Annotated in this window: 13 protein-coding genes, 1 tRNA gene and 1 pseudogene; 12 read left to right on the forward strand and 3 right to left on the reverse strand. The window is 70.5% G+C overall.

The genetic code is table 11. From position 1 onward, the window contains the following. Positions 1-2 precede the first annotated feature (2 nt). Genes ACWC1K_RS29730 through ACWC1K_RS29755 form a run of 6 tightly spaced genes read left to right on the forward strand, consistent with a single transcriptional unit; the run spans position 3 to position 6,673 of the window. Complete coding sequence (locus ACWC1K_RS29730) at positions 3-908, forward strand: carbohydrate ABC transporter permease (protein WP_450835866.1); 906 nt, start codon at positions 3-5, stop codon at positions 906-908. A 17-nt stretch (positions 909-925) separates the two neighbouring features. After that, positions 926-2,338 carry a carboxylesterase family protein gene (locus ACWC1K_RS29735; protein ID WP_450835868.1) on the forward strand — a complete coding sequence of 471 codons (1,413 nt, stop codon included), beginning with the start codon at positions 926-928 and terminating at the stop codon, positions 2,336-2,338. After that, positions 2,338-3,504 (forward strand): ROK family protein, encoded by a 1,167-nt coding sequence (locus ACWC1K_RS29740; RefSeq protein WP_450835870.1) that lies wholly within the window; start codon positions 2,338-2,340, stop codon positions 3,502-3,504. The genes ACWC1K_RS29735 and ACWC1K_RS29740 overlap by 1 nt, the downstream gene beginning before the upstream one ends. A 46-nt stretch (positions 3,505-3,550) precedes the next feature. After that, positions 3,551-5,095 (forward strand): GMC oxidoreductase, encoded by a 1,545-nt coding sequence (locus tag ACWC1K_RS29745; protein WP_450835872.1) that lies wholly within the window; start codon positions 3,551-3,553, stop codon positions 5,093-5,095. A 16-nt stretch (positions 5,096-5,111) separates the two neighbouring features. Next, positions 5,112-5,720 (forward strand): nucleoside deaminase, encoded by a 609-nt coding sequence (locus tag ACWC1K_RS29750; RefSeq protein ID WP_450835874.1) that lies wholly within the window; start codon positions 5,112-5,114, stop codon positions 5,718-5,720. Next, the gene (locus ACWC1K_RS29755) at positions 5,717-6,673 is read left to right on the forward strand and encodes a sugar phosphate isomerase/epimerase family protein (RefSeq protein ID WP_450835875.1); all 957 of its coding nucleotides are present in this window, start codon (positions 5,717-5,719) and stop codon (positions 6,671-6,673) included. Before ACWC1K_RS29750 ends, ACWC1K_RS29755 begins: the two co-directional genes overlap by 4 nt. 138 nt (positions 6,674-6,811) lie before the next feature. On the opposite strand, the gene ACWC1K_RS29760 is transcribed toward ACWC1K_RS29755, so the two are convergent. Next, positions 6,812-6,937, reverse strand: a tRNA-Cys gene (locus ACWC1K_RS29760). Between the two features lie 191 nt (positions 6,938-7,128). Between ACWC1K_RS29760 and ACWC1K_RS29765 the strand changes: the two genes are divergently transcribed. Next, on the forward strand, positions 7,129-8,739 hold the full coding sequence (locus ACWC1K_RS29765) for a flavin monoamine oxidase family protein (protein WP_450835877.1): 1,611 nt from the start codon (positions 7,129-7,131) through the stop codon (positions 8,737-8,739). 395 nt (positions 8,740-9,134) lie between these two features. Here the strand turns inward: ACWC1K_RS29765 and ACWC1K_RS29770 are convergent, their stop codons facing one another. Next, positions 9,135-9,992, reverse strand: coding sequence for a PhzF family phenazine biosynthesis protein (locus ACWC1K_RS29770; protein WP_450835878.1), 858 nt, complete (start codon positions 9,990-9,992; stop codon positions 9,135-9,137). Beyond that, positions 9,980-10,873 carry a carboxylating nicotinate-nucleotide diphosphorylase gene (gene nadC / locus ACWC1K_RS29775; RefSeq protein WP_450835880.1) on the reverse strand — a complete coding sequence of 298 codons (894 nt, stop codon included), beginning with the start codon at positions 10,871-10,873 and terminating at the stop codon, positions 9,980-9,982. Before nadC ends, ACWC1K_RS29770 begins: the two co-directional genes overlap by 13 nt. Before the next feature lie 441 nt (positions 10,874-11,314). Between nadC and ACWC1K_RS29780 the strand changes: the two genes are divergently transcribed. From ACWC1K_RS29780 to ACWC1K_RS29800, 5 genes and pseudogenes are all read left to right on the forward strand, one after another. Beyond that, the gene (locus tag ACWC1K_RS29780; RefSeq protein WP_450835882.1) at positions 11,315-11,683 is read left to right on the forward strand and encodes a winged helix-turn-helix transcriptional regulator; all 369 of its coding nucleotides are present in this window, start codon (positions 11,315-11,317) and stop codon (positions 11,681-11,683) included. 346 nt (positions 11,684-12,029) lie between these two features. Then, positions 12,030-12,605: a hypothetical protein gene (locus tag ACWC1K_RS29785; protein ID WP_450835884.1), complete on the forward strand. Its 576-nt coding sequence runs from the start codon at positions 12,030-12,032 to the stop codon at positions 12,603-12,605. A 242-nt stretch (positions 12,606-12,847) separates the two neighbouring features. Then, positions 12,848-12,916 (forward strand): annotated as a pseudogene (locus ACWC1K_RS29790) (hypothetical protein); the annotation flags it as partial. 148 nt (positions 12,917-13,064) lie between these two features. Then, positions 13,065-13,370, forward strand: a complete 306-nt coding sequence (locus ACWC1K_RS29795) for a hypothetical protein (protein WP_450836036.1) — start codon at positions 13,065-13,067, stop codon at positions 13,368-13,370. Between the two features lie 46 nt (positions 13,371-13,416). After that, complete coding sequence (locus tag ACWC1K_RS29800) at positions 13,417-13,602, forward strand: hypothetical protein (protein WP_450835886.1); 186 nt, start codon at positions 13,417-13,419, stop codon at positions 13,600-13,602. Positions 13,603-13,650 lie beyond the last annotated feature (48 nt).

A 13,650-nucleotide genomic window follows, 5' to 3' on the forward strand; every position in this document is an offset into this window, starting at 1 on the left:
ACATGGCGACGTTGGAACACCCTGAGTCGACAATCCCCGAGCCGAAGAGCGCCGACACGAGTACCGCCGACCGGACTGCCGTGCGCCACCGGTCCGTCGCCCGACCCTTGCTGTACGGCGCCCTGGTGCTGTGCGCCCTGCTCACACTGCTGCCGTTCCTCTGGGTGCTCAGCGGATCGCTGCGCGGCCTCGAAGAGATCCGCTCCGATCCCGGTGCCTGGCTTCCGCACGACGTCACCCTCGACAACTTCACCCGGCTGTTCGCCACCGAGGGCTTCGGCCGGTTCCTGGTCAACAGCGTCGTGGTCGCCACGATCGTGGTGATCGGAAACATCGTGGCGGCCTCAGCCGCCGGTTACGCGCTCGCGAAGCTCGACTTCGCGGGCAAGCGGATCGCGTTCGGCGCGGTCATGGCCGCGCTGATGGTGCCGTTCACCGCGGTGTTCGTCCCCCAGTTCGTGATCACCGTGGACCTGGGTCTGGCGGACACCCTCACCGGTATCGCCCTGCCCGCCCTGGCGTTGCCGCTGTCGGTCTTCATCATGCGGCAGTACGCGCTGTCGATCCCCGACGAACTGCTGGAGGCGGCCCGGATCGACGGCGCGGGCGAGTTCCGGATCTTCTTCCGGATCTTCCTTCCGCTGGCCGGTCCCGCGGTCGCGACGATCACGATCATGTCGTTCCTGTTCTCGTGGAACAACTTCATCTGGCCGCTCATCGTCGCCCAGAGCACGTCCAGTTACACACTGCCGGTGGGCCTCGCCGCCACCAGTCAGGCTGCGGCGCACGTCACCGACTACGGGCTGATGCTCGCCGGCGCGATCGTGGTGATGCTGCCCGTACTGGTGCTCTTCCTCTTCCTGCAACGTCACTTCGTACGGGGCATCGCCGGAACGGGTATGCGGTGAGCGCGGTGGACAACCGGATGGCAGCACGCGTCGCGCCCGGCGAGCCGGTCACCGTGCACGCTCCCGCCGGAACCGTCGTCGGCCGTGGCACCGGACAGCTGCGGCGCTTCCTCGGCATCCCCTACGCCGAACCACCCACCGGGCCACGCCGGTTCGCGGCGCCGGTGCGACGCGGCCGGTTCACGGAGCCGTACGACGCGTCCCGGCACGGCCCCACCGCGCAGAAGGTGCCGCTGTTCGCGACGACCACCGTGCCAGAGCCGTCGGTTCCCGGCGATGACGTGCTGAACCTCTCCGTCGTCGCGCCGGCCGCCCCCGACGACCACGCGCCCTTCCCGGTCATGGTGTGGATCCACGGCGGCGCCTTCCTGGCGGGAAGCCCGGCCAGCCCCTGGTACGACGGCCGCGCGTTCGCCCGCGACCAGGTCGTCTGCGTCACCGTGGGCTACCGGCTGGGCGTCGACGGATTCGCCCCGCTCGACGGCGTCCCCACCAACCTCGCCCTGCGCGACCTGCTGGTCGCACTGGACTGGGTACGGGAGAACATCACCGCTTTCGGCGGCGACCCGGACCGGGTGACCATCGCCGGCCAGTCGGCCGGGGGCGCGGCGGTGCTCGCGCTGCTTTCGTCGCCCCTCGGCGGCGGTCGCTTCCAGCGCGCCGTCAGTGTGTCCGGCGGCCTCTTCGACGTGGGCAGGGAGGCCGCACGCGACGTCCTGGAACGGCTCGCGAGCAGCCTGGGTGTGCCGCCGACACGAACCGGATTCGCCGGCCGCACGGTGGGGCGTATCCAGCAGGCCGTCAGCGACCTGCGCACCGAGTCCGGTGACGGCGCGCTCGTCCTCGGCCCGCTCGTCGGCGACGACGTCCTGCCCCTGGCCGTCACCGACGGACTCGCCCGGCACGGGCACCGCGTACCTGTGCTGCTCGGCGCGACAGGCGACGAGTTCGACGGTGGCGCCACCCCGGAGAGCCCCCACCCGAGCCATGTCGGCCCCGCCGAACGCGCCGCGGCCCGCGCGGCGGGCACACGTGTGAGCGACACCCTGTTCCGCGCCGCCTGCCCGCGTGTGGCGGCCTCCCGGCGAACCGCCGTCGCCGGCACCTGGCTGTACTCCTTCGAGTGGCCCTCTCCGGTGCTCGGCGGCGCCACCCACTGCGTCGACATCCCGTACTTCTTCGACGTGCTCGACGCACCGGGCGTCGCGGAGGCACTGGGCCCCGCCCCGTCCGCAGAACTGGCCACACTCATGCACTCCGACCTGGTCGCTTTCGTCCAGGGCCGGGAGCCGGCGTGGGCCGGGGCGACCGGGACGCCCGGCGATCCGGCTCGTGAGTACGGCCGCCCCGGAGCAGCCCTCGCAGCCGACACCACCGGCGTGTTCGATCCCGTGGTGCGGGCGGCGCCCGAGCAGCCGGAGGTGCGCTGATGCCCCGAACGAACGGCACTTCCCGCATGAACGGGATGAACCAGAGCGCCGTCCGACGCGTCAACACCTCGGTCATCCTGCGCGCACTGGCCGTGTCGGCCGGCCCGACGACCCTGACGGCGCTCGCCGAGCACGTCGGCCTCTCCCGTCGCACCATCGAACTCGTCCTGGACTCGCTCGTCGCGGCAGGCTGGGTGACCGAGTTGGAGCGCGTGCCGACCAGCGGCTGCGCAGGACGCCCCGCCCGCCGCTATCAACTACGGGCCGAAAACGCGCTGTTGGCCGCCGTGTTCATCACCACCTCGGACGTCTCCGCGGTCGTCGCCGACGTCCGCGGCCGCATCCTCGGCCGGGCACACCGGCGGCTGCGCGCCTACCAGGATCCGCACGCCACCCTCGACGACGCCGCGGCACTCGTCCTCGACGCACTCGAAGACGCGGGCGGGTCGACGGACCGGCTGCGCGCCGGGGCGGTCGCGAACGGCGGCGCGATCGACGACGAGGGAGTCGTACGGCGCCTGGTCCACACGACGCGCTGGGAGGGTGTGCACCTGCCCGAACAGCTCGCGCGGCGGATCCGGATGCCCTGGTTCGCGGACAACGACGCCAACCTCGGCGCGCTCGCGGAGCATTGGCGGGGCGTCGGCGGTGACCACGACAACCTCGTGTGGGCGGTCCTCGGGAACCGGACGGGCCTCGGCATCCTCATCCGCGGAACCGTGCACCGCGGCCTGGACGGCGCCGCGGGTGAGATCGTCGAGGCCCGGTCGATAGCGACCGGCCCGATCGAGGACCGCCCCGTGGCGTGGCTGACGTCCCCGGAGCCGGATCGCCGGCGCGTCGCGCTCGACCGCTTCGACGCGGCCCGGGCCGGTGACACGACCGCGCTCGCGGAGGTCGACGAGTTCGTCGAGAACATCGCGTCGATCCTCACCACGTTGTCGTGGACCGTCGCCCCCTCGCTCATCGTCCTCGGCGGCGGCCTGGAGGACGCGGCCGACGTGCTGCTGCCCCGGGTGCGCGACGCGCTGCGCGACGCCCGCACGCCCGCGGTCGAGGTGCGGGCCACCGGCCTGGGCCACGACGCCGCACTCATCGGCGCCGTGAAGCTGGCCCTCGACCGCATGGACACCGAACTGTTCGGCCCGCTGCTCCCCCGCGCCTGACCCCCGCACACATCCGCCCCCGCGGCGTCCCCCATGGAGTTTTCTCGTGACCGACACCCCCCGCACCGACGTCCTCATCGTGGGCAGCGGCATCATGGGATCCGTCGTGGCCCGGCTGCTGCGTGAGGCCGATCCCACGCTCGGCCTCACCATGGTCGACGGTGGCTCGGCGATCGGCGAGTCCCCCGGCCTGCACCTGCACGACCTCGACGACCCGGTCCTGTGGTCCCGCTACAACGAACAGGTCGCCACCGGCATCCAGGGCATGTACACGGGCGCCGAGGTGACCCGTGACATCCCGGAAAACCTGGTCGATCTGACGCCCGGCATGTTCCACGCCCTCGCCTTCGGCCACGGCGCCGAGGCGATGCCCGCGACGGCGCTCGCGTGGAACGCGGGCGGCATGGGCGTGCACTGGACCGCCGCGACACCGTGGCCCGCCGGCGACGAGGTGTTCGACTTCGGTGACCCGGACCGCTGGGCGGCAGACCTGGACACCGCCCGTCGACTGCTCGCCGTCACGCCCTGCGCGATCGGCCCCACCGAGGTCGGCCGGACGGTCCTCGACGTCCTGCGCCGTCGCTTCGCCGGTGTCGGGCCGGACGACCGGCGCCCGCAGCCGATGCCCATGGCGGTCACCACCACGGCATCGGGTCCCATGCCGCGCACGGCCCCCGGGACGATCTTCACCGCCATCGCGACCGGTGGGGACCCGGCGTTCACCCTGATGACCGGCACGCTCGCGACGTCGCTCATGGTGCGCGACGACGACCGGATCGCCGGTGTCCGCCTGCGCCGCACCGCCGACGGCGCCGAGTCGGAACTCCTCGCGGACACCGTGGTGGTGTGCGCCGACGCGCTGCGCACCCCACAGCTGCTCTTCGCCTCCGGCATCCGGCCCGAAGCACTGGGCCGGTACCTCAACGAGCACGCCTTCGTCACCGCCCGCGTCCTGCTCGACCTCGACCGGTTCGGCATCGACGTGAGCACCCTGCCCCTGCCGCGCCCCGGCGAGTTCAGCACGGACTCGCTGTGGCTGCCCCGGAACGGAGCGGCCCAGCCGTTCCACGGCCAGATCATGAATCGCACCTACGTCAACGAGGGCGGCCACCCCCTGGCGCACTCGGTGGGCCTGTCGCTGTACGTCCCTGTCGAGTCGCGCCCGGAGAACCGGCTCGTGTTCTCGCCGACGGAAACAGACCTCGCCGGGATGCCCCGCATCAGCATCGAGTTCGACTACTCGGCCACCGACCGGGCACTCATCCGTCGGGCACTCGACGAAGTCGCGTCACTCGCCGAGGCGTTCGGCACGTTCGATCCCGCCACCGAACGAGCCGTACTGCCGCCCGGCTCGTCCCTGCACCAGACGGGCACCGTCCGGGCAGGCACGACCGACGACGGCACCAGCGTGTGCGGCCCGGACGGCCGGGTGTGGGGTTACGACAACTTGTACCTCGCCGGGAACGGCGTCATCCCCACCGCCATGGCGGCCAACGTCACCCTGACCGGTGCGGTGACGGCCGTGCGCGCCGCCCGCGCCGTCGTCGAACGATCCCGCGCCCTCGCCGCTCATGGACTCACCGCTCACTGAGAGGAACCCCCACCCCATGCTGGACATCCCCAAGGAGTACCGCGTGGCGCTGCCCGCGTGGATCGATGACGAACTCACCGACGTGCCCGCCGTCATACCCGGCCGCGAGGACCGGATGCGGCTCGTCCACCGACTCGCCGACCGCAACTGGCGCGAGGGCAACGGCGGGCCGTTCGCGGCCCTCGTCGCCGAGCGGGACACCGGCCGGATCGTCTCGGCGGGGGTGAACGTCGTCCTCGCCTCCGGCGTCTCCAGTGCGCACGCCGAGGTCGTCGCGCTCTCACTGGCCCAGACGGCGGCCGGTGGCTGGGACCTCGGCGGAGACGGAATGCCGGCCCACGAGCTGGTCGTGAACTGGCGTCCGTGCGTCCAGTGCTACGGGGCGGCGATGTGGTCCGGGGTGCGCGGCCTCGTGGTCGCCGGCGAGGGCCCGGAACTCGAGGAGATCACCACGTTCGACGAGGGCCCGCTCGGCGCGGACTGGGCCGAGCAGTTCCAGGCGCGCGGCATCGAGGTCACCGGGGACGTGCTCCGCGACGAGGCACTCGCCGTGTTCCGCGCCTACCGCAAAGCCGTCGACGCCGACGGCACGGTTGTCTACAACGCCCGCGCAGGTGCCGCATGACACGACCGAGCCTGAGGACTCACGCCGCGCAGCCACGCTTCGCAACCGACATCATCACCTTCTACCACCCCGAGTTCTGGGGACTGGAGTCCGCCGACGCCTTCCGCGCCTGGGCCGCCAAGAACCCCGAGCGTTTCTGGGAACGGGTGCTGGACGCGCTGACCGAGGCCGGGGTCACCGGCATCGAACTGACCTTCGCGCCCGGCGACATCGACTCCGTCCTTCGGACCTTCGGTGACGCCCCGTCGTTCCGCCGCGACCTCGCGGCCCGCGGACTGTCGGTCGTGAGCGCCTTCATCACGGAGAGCGAAAGCCCCGACTGGCGGCAGGGCTCGAATATGCCCGCCATCGTCGCCGACGCCGAGCGACGCGCGGCCTTCCTCGCCGAAGTCGGGGCGGACCTTCTCGTCGCCGGACTCCCCATGCGTGCGACATTCGGTTCGCGTCCGCCCTTCTTCGTCGACGCCGCCTACATGACACGGATGGCCGACATCGCACACGTGGTGGGCGAGGCCGTCGCACAGCATGGAGTGCGACTGGCCTTCCACACCGAGTCCAACAGCACGCTCTGGTACGAGAGGGACATCGACCTGTTCATGGCCCTGACCGACCCGCGCTACGTCTGGCTCTGCCCCGACTCCTGCCACATCGCGCTCGGCGGAGGCGACCCCGTCGCCATCGCGCGTCGCCATTCCCAGCGCATTGCACTGGCGCACTGGAAGGACGCCGTCAAGCCGATCGACGTCGAACTGACCATCGACGAGACGGTCTTCGCTCAGCAACAGCCCTACATGACGGAACTGGGCACGGGCATCGTGGACTTCAGAGGATGGGCTGTCGAGATGTCACGCACTCCCGGCGCCGCCATCGTGCTCATCGAACTCGACGAGGCGTCCGATCCGGTCGCCGCGCTCCGGGCGGGGATAGCTGTGGCACGGAATGCACGAGCATGACGCCCTCGGCTGACCTTCTCATGCGACAAAGCCGCCCGCCGGTTTCCCCCGTGACGGGCGGCTTGCGCCTTGGTGTTCAGAGATCAAGATCGGCGGCGGCGACATAGCGTCCTGGGCCGCTGGACGACACCGGCCAGAAGCCGGCGACGGGATTCGAACCCGCGTTGCTCTCTTTGCAGGAGAAGTATCCGCAACCTGCGCACCTGAACGAGGTTCACCGTAATACGACGGTCCTGGATGAGCACCTGAATTACGCGTGCCCGCTCCTTCCTCCTGCCGCGCAGCTCACAGCTCGGACCGGTTACGTCAGTGGCATGGCGTCGTAACAGTCCTGACGGAGGCTCATGACGACACACCTCCGGTCTCCTCAGCAACTCGCCCCCCACGTGACCGGGTTGGCCGAACGACCGCTCCCCGGACGGCGCGCGTGCCGGGGTTCGGACGAGGAGGAATTGATGGCTGCAGAGCAATCCCCCGCATCCCGCCGCACCTTCCTGAGATCCGTTGGCGCCGCGGGAGGCGCCGGAGTGCTGTACTCGGCGATGGGCGCACTCGGGCTCGCCCCGGTGCCCGACGTGCGGGCGGACGAGTACCGCCCGCCCCAGCGAGGCGACTTCGCGCTTACAGGGCGCGTCGGGAAGAAGGTGCTCGTGCTGGGCGGCGGCATAGCCGGCCTGGCGACGGCGTACGAACTGGGCAAGGCCGGTTACGACTGCCGGATCCTGGAGGCGAACGACCGTCCCGGGGGACGCAACTGGACGGTCCGCGGCGGCACGAAACTGACCGACCTCGACGGGCGTACGCAGACGGCGTCGTTCACCAAAGGCCAGTACATGAACGCGGGCCCGGCCCGGTTACCGCAGTCCCACGTCACTCTCGAGTACTGCCGCGAACTCGGCGTCGAGCTCCAGGTGTTCACCAACCAGAACGCCAACGCGTACATCTACCACGAGAGCAGTGCCGCCCTCGCGGGCAAGCCCATGCGCTGGCGCACGGCAAAGGCCGACGTCTACGGCTACATCTCCGAACTGCTCGCCAAGGCCACCGACCAGGGCGCCCTTGACGCACGGCTCACCGCGCAGGACAAGGAGCAACTGATCGCGTTCCTGCAGAGCTTCGGCGCCATCAAAGGCAAGGCCGACGGCTACGCCTACACCGGCACCGACCGGCGAGGCTACTCCGTCGAACCGGGCGCGGCCTTCGAGGAGGGCACCGTCCTCGGCCCGGTGCCATCGTTGTCGGATGTCGTCGCCAGCGGCGTGGGCCAGCGCTTCGCGTTCGAACTCGGCTACGACCAGGCCATGTTGATGTTCCAGCCGGTGGGCGGCATGGACGCGATCCCGTACGCCCTGGCCGAGGCGATCGGCCGGCACCGCATCACCTATGGCGCCGCGGTGCAGGAGGTCAAGGACCTGCCGGACGGTGCCGAGGTCACGTACAAGGACACCGGTGGCCGTACCCACACCCAGCGCGCCGACTTCGTCGTCGCGGCCATACCGCCGATGGTCATGGCCCGCCTCAAGCACAATCTCGGGACCGACATCACCGCCGCGCTGAAGTACGCCGTCCCGACGCCCGTCGGCAAGGTCGGGCTCGAGTACCGCAGCCGCTGGTGGGAGACGGACGAGCACATCTACGGTGGCATCACGCCGACCGACACCGACCTGGCGACCATCTGGTACCCCTCGTACGGCTACCAGGGACGCCGCGGCACACTCATCGGCTACTACAACTTCGGTGCCAACGCCGTCGCGTACAGCGATCTGCCGCATGCACAGCGCGTCGCGCGGGCGGTGAGCCGGGGTGTGAAGATCCACGGTGACAAGTACCGCACCGAACTCGATCACTCCTTCAGCGTGGCCTGGCATCGCACGCCTCACATCGAGGCCGGCTGGGTGGGCTGGCCCTCGCAGACCGGTCCGGAGTACAAGCTGCTCAACCAGCCGGCCGGGCACGTCTACTTCGCCGGCGACTGGCTCAGCCATGTCATCGCCTGGCAGCACGGCGCGTTCACCTCGGCCCGCAAGGTCGTGACCGACATCCACGCAAGGGTCATGGCCGTATGAAGCGACGTACGAAGGCTGTGATCGGTACGGCCCCGACCGCCTCCCTGGCTTCTCACCGGCGGCACCGCGCTCGCCGAGGGCAAGGGCTGGTGGCCCGGCTCCAAAGAGGTCCGCGTCATGCTGCCCGAGGGCCAGTCCAACCCGGCCATCGCCACCGGAGTGGCAAGCGGCAGTGAGGTGGCGCTCTACCAGAGCAGCGGCCTCGGCCCGACCGCGCTCAACCCGTCCGCACCGGTCGGCTCACCCGAGTTCTACACCGACCCGGCCCTCGCTCAGGGCGCCACGGGAGTCACCGAGGCCCGGTCACTCCCCAGATGCCGCCAGAACTGGCCCGGCTCTCACAGGAGCAGCTGGACCTGTTGCGCACCGGCACCCTCGACTCGAACGCCCAGGCCTCATCGCATGACCGTGCGCACGATCGCTGCCTGGCCGCCGACTCGGATCCGGTCTCCCGTGCGGTCGCGGTGGACGGTCGCTGTGATGGTGGACGGGCTGCCGAGGTGGTCACCCATGTCGACAGCGAGGCGGTATGTGCCGAACCCGGCAGCATGTGCTGCCAGGCAGGCCGTGCTGTTGGCGTTGGCGATGTCCTCGGGGACGCCGATCGACGGGGCGAACATCCGGGCTGCTGCCCGGCCGTGTCGGTCCGGGGGCGAGTAGACGTAGCAGCCCAGCAGACCGTAGCGGTCACAGGCTGCGCGCAACAGGGCTGAGTCCGGCGTGAGTTCGGCCAGTGCGGCGCGGGACCGGAGGGGCAGCAGAAGCCTCGGCCGCCCGTTCGACGCCACGCAGGCGTCGCCGGCGACCGCGTCCTTGGTCAGTCCGAGGCCGCCTGCGACTGCTCTCAGTTCGGGTCCACCGGCGCTGCGCAGGCTGACCGGGCCTGGGTCGAACGACGCCGTCAGGCCGTCACCGTTTCGGCCGGCCCGACCGTCGAAGCTGCGGTGGGCCGTACGCAGGGCGGCGCGGTAGTCGTGGTCGCCGCCTTCCCGTTCGGCGAGCACGGCGAGGGCGGCGACGGTGCCGTGGCCGCAGGCGGGCAGTTCGCCATGGGCGGTGAAGAACCGCAGTGTGTACGCGGGCCGATGACGCTCGATTCCGGTCGCGCGGAGGAAGACGGCGTGCGATGTTCCCCACTCCGCGGGAATGCGGCATCGTTCCTCGTCGGTGAACGGCCCGTCATCCACAACGGCGGTCGGGCTGCCACCCGCACCGTCTCGCTGACACGCCTCGACGACCGCTACCCCGGACATGGCACTGGGCCGGTGGTCAGCAGCATGGTCAGGTCCAGTGCGGGCGCGCTGTGCGTCAACGCCCCGACCGAGATGAGGTCGACGCCCGTCCCGGCAACGGCGAGCACGGTGTCCAGGCGGATGGCGCCCGAGGCCTCCAGCAGGATCCGGGAAGCGTCGGCCCGCCCGGCCCGGACCTTCACGACCTGCTCGATGTCGGCCACCGGCATGTTGTCGAGCATGATCCAGCGGGCTCCCGCGTCGAGGGCCTCGACGGCCTGTGCGACGGTCTGCACCTCGACATCGCTCTCCACGGTCTGCCCGGTGCGCGCCACCCCGCGCCCGACCGCCTCGATCGCGGCGGTCACCCCGCCCGCCGCGGCGATGTGGTTCTCCTTGAGCAGGACCATCGCCGCGAGATCGAGGCGGTGGTTGTGGCCGCCGCCGGCGGTGACCGCGTACTTGTCCAGGGCGCGCAGGCCCGGTGCCGTCTTGCGCGTGTCCAGGATGCGCGCCCCGGTCCCAGCCACAGCTTGGACGTAGCGGTCGGTTAGCGTCGCGATGCCGCACATGCGCTGCAGGAAGTTCAGCGCCGTACGCTCCCCGGTGATCAGGCTGCGCGCCGAACCCGACAGGTGCACCAGGACCTGGCCGTCGGCCAGCCGGGCGCCGTCGACGACGGCCGGCTCGACCGTGACCTCGGGGTCGACCTGCGCGAAGACCTCGGCGACCACGGGGAGGCCGGCGGCGACGCCGCTGTGCCGGGTGCGGATCTCGGCCGTGGCCGCCAGGTCCTCGGGAACACTTAACTCGGTGGTGATGTCCTTCCCTGACGCATCTTCCGCCAGGGCGGCAGCGACGGCGGCCCGTGCTGCCGGCGAGGGAAACTCGGTCGTCGTCATCTGCTCTCCATCTCTGAGCGGACGTCGGCTCGGTGGCGGCAACCGCCGACGAGGTGGCACTGAAGTTCCGCTGGTCCGGTCTGCAGGACCCGGTGGATCCTGCACTTGCTCTCCCGCATGCCGGTCACCCCTCCCCCGCCACGCGCAGGTTCCGGGTGAGCCGTCCGTGCGACTCGGCGCCGACCTCGAAGCCGGGACACCATACGCATGTACCGGTCCTCCCGCCGGTCTCGCCTCCGTCGACCGGGGCTTTCAGGAACGCCTCTCGCCCCGCTCGTCAGGGCAGATGCCACAACAGCCCCTCTGATTCGATTTCCGAAGCAGTCACCGATGCTAGCGTGTCTGAATTCGAAGCATCAACCCTGGAGAGCCGGACATCCCGACATGGCAACACCCAGACCTGGCAGTCCTGTTCGCGGCTCGACCACCGGCCGCCCCCTCATGGCCGCACTCGATCTGTTCGGGCGGCGGTGGAGTCTGCGCATCCTGTGGGAGCTACGCGAGGGCCCGCTCGGATTCCGCCCCTTGCAGAAGCGGTGCGACGACATGTCCTCCAGCGTGATGCGGCAGCGCCTGACCGAACTGCTGGACGCCCAGGTGATTCACCAACTACCGGACAGCCGCTACGAACTCACCCCGCTGGGACAGGAGGCGCGCCACGCCCTCAACCCCCTCGCCCGCTGGGCGGAACACTGGGCGGCCACGATCGACCCGCAAGAGCTGCACCGCACCGACGCCCCATCCGCCGGCCGCGTCTCGCATCCGGACACCGTGGACGACGGGACGCCGCAGAGAAACTCCGCGGACTGACGCTGATGTCGATGGACGGGCTGGTCAACACCCCACGTCCAAGCAGGGCCGGAGCGCCGGAGGAACCCGCCGTACCTTCTCCGACTGCGACCTGTCCAACATCCGTTCCGGCAGCGGACCGAAGGGAGCCAGCTCCTGCATGATCAACAAGGGTGACAATGACGCCCAGGCGGCCTGAAGACGCAGTTCTTCCGCAGCCGGCGCGTGCTGAACGGCGACCCCTTCCCCATGCGCATCTCCTGGACAAGCCCGTTCGCGTCCGGCGGACCACCACACCCACACGGTGCCCGTCGGCCGGATGCGAGCGGAAGTACCATCACAGCCCCGGCAGCCCCACTGTCACGGCATGCCCGGCGAGAAAGGCCAGCAGATGAGCGCCGGCCAACTCTTCGTCGCAGAAGGAACCTTCGGCGTCCTGGACGGCGGAGACATCCCCGTGGACACCGCGGACTGGTCCAACGGACTGGCCGCACCCTTGTCGCACGGCGCCCTCATCCTCACCGGCATCCGCACCGGCGACGTCCAGGTGACCGCCGAACCACGCGACACCCCGCCCCCGGCCAGCGACCACACCACCTGGGAAGAGATCGTCGAAACCAGCATCCAGTGCCATACCGGCCAGCTGCTCGTCGAGTCCCTCGACCTCGGCCCCGCCGACGAGCTGCCCAACCTGGCCACGGCAGGCCCCGGCTGGTACCGCCTCCGCGTCCACGCACACGGCCGCGACACCAACCCCGACGGCACCGACGCCGACCCCCTCGAGCACTACCGGCTGACCGTCTGGCCCTCACCCCCTACAACAACGGCCATCCTCAAGAGCAGTGAACGCATCACCGCAGAACTCGCCAGGCACACCAACCAGCCGGCACACGCGCCCCGACCAATTCCACCGGCAGACCAACCCGTGATCAAACCCGAGTGACTCCCGCCGCTGACACATATGCCCACAGGCGCCTGGCCTCCGGGCGGGCAAGGCGTTGCCGAGCAGATCCTGAGAGCTGTATCTGAACCCGGATGATCCCAATGGGCCGGACCAGCTGACGGCCGTGCTCACCGTGCTCCACCTGCTGTTCGCCGCCGGACACACCACCCCCTCGGGCCCGACGCTCATGCGCACCGACCTGGCCGACTGCGCACTGCGTGGCCCGCACGCTGCGCGACTTGATGCCCGACGAGCCGGAGGTGCGTGGGCTGCTGGCGCTGCTCCTGGTCACCTACGCCCGGCGCGCGGCCCGAACTGGCGGAGACGGCCGGCTGCCGCGACTTGCCGTGCAGGACCGCTCGTTGTGGCGGCCGTGCGGGACGCTACCTGCTGCAGGCGGCGATCGCCTCGCTGTACGCCCGGGCGCCGACGTACGAGGAGACGGACTGGCCACAGATCGTGGCACTCTACGACAGGCTGGCGACGCTGTGGCCTTCACCGGTTGTCGCGCTGAACCGGACCGTGCCCGTGTCGATGACCCATGGACCGGCCAGCGCACTGGCGCAGGTCGAGGCGCTGGCGCAGGACGGCCGGCTGGCCCGGTGCCAGTACCTGCCGGCAATCAAGCCGGACCTGCTGCAACGGCTCGGCCGTACGGACGCGGCGGCGACCGCCTACCGGCAGCCACTGGAACTGACCGGCAACGAAGCCGAGCGAACCTTCCTCACCAGGCGTCTCACCGATCAAGAGACCAGCACCACGTAGATCACGAGAGCAGCACCACGTAAGGGAGCCTGGCGACGCCGACCCCATGCTGCGCGCCTCAGAGGAGCGCGGGCTGCTCGGCGGGTCCGTGAACCACCACGCGGAGCGCATGCCGGTGCGGCGGCCGGGGCGACCCGAGGACATCGCGACCGCGTGTTCGTTCCTGATGCCGGAGGAAGCGGAGTACATCACCGGGCCGTCATCGGGCTCAACGGAGGGGCGCAACACCTGACAGGCACGCATTGCGGAAGGGCATTCGGGTGAAACCCGAAGAGCGGCG

Source organism: Streptomyces sp. NPDC001492 (assembly GCF_053597275.1).